Source organism: Polaromonas sp. P3_C2, assembly GCF_056402675.1.
The window spans coordinates 1-821 of record NZ_JBFUGX010001115.1 but is presented as its reverse complement, the minus strand read 5'-3'; the positions used below and the strand labels follow the sequence as shown (position 1 = coordinate 821).

1 protein-coding gene and 1 pseudogene are annotated in these 821 nt (G+C 61.4%); both read left to right on the top strand.

Annotation, left to right across the window (positions count from 1 at the left end; translation table 11 throughout):
- Window positions 1–94: pseudogene (locus AC1DWI_RS25000) on the top strand (bifunctional 2-polyprenyl-6-hydroxyphenol methylase/3-demethylubiquinol 3-O-methyltransferase UbiG); the annotation flags it as partial.
- 28 nt (window positions 95–122) lie between these two features.
- A complete protein-coding gene (locus AC1DWI_RS24995) occupies window positions 123–788 on the top strand; it encodes an HAD-IA family hydrolase (RefSeq protein ID WP_477667945.1) in 666 nt (221 codons plus the stop codon).
- The last annotated feature ends 33 nt before the right edge of the window (window positions 789–821 follow it).

The window sequence follows — 821 nt, the reverse complement described above, 5'->3', positions numbered from 1 at the left end:
AACCCGGGGCATGGAATACAACCCCCTGACACGTCACTATTGGCTCAGTGCTGACACCAGCGTGAATTACCTGCTGGCCACGCAAAAGAGCTGAGTTTCGCTTTTACCTATATTCCCGCTACATGTTCCAAGACACCGATGCCGTGCTGTTCGACCTCGACGGCACCCTGATTGACAGTGCCCCTGATCTGGGCGCTGCGGCCGACAAAATGCGCACCGACCGTGGCCTGGAATCGCTGCCCCTTGCGCTTTACCGTCCCCTGGCCGGAGCGGGTGCGCGCGGCATGATTGCCGTGGCCTTTGGGTTGACGCCGGAAGACGCCGGCTTTGGTGAGCTCCGGGAGGAGTTTTTCAGCAACTACGAATCGCGCATGACCGAAAACACCTCCGTATTTGAGGGTGTGGTGGATCTGATCGCCCGCATCGACCAGATGGGCCTCAAATGGGGCGTGGTGACCAACAAGTCCGCCCGCTTCACCATTCCGCTGACCAAGGCCATGCCTTTGTTCAATACAGCGAAAACCATCATCAGTGGCGACACCACGCCGCATGCCAAACCCCATCCGGCTCCCTTGCTGGAAGCGGCACGCCAGCTCGAGCTTGCCCCCGGGCGCTGCATTTATGTCGGCGATGACGAGCGCGACATCCTCGCAGGACGGGCTGCGGGCATGCCCACGGTGGCCGCGGCCTACGGCTACCTCGGCAAAACCGCCGATACCGGGGACTGGAAAGCCGATGCCACCATCGCCGCGCCCGGCGCCCTCTTGAATTTGCTGCGAATGGCGTAAACTAGGCCTCCTGGGGCTGCATTGGTTTCGACG

Excerpts from the sequence above, each read along its gene's own strand:
- AC1DWI_RS24995 (WP_477667945.1), top strand. The coding sequence starts at position 123 with ATGTTCCAAGACACCGATGCCGTGCTGTTCGACCTCGACGGCACCCTG.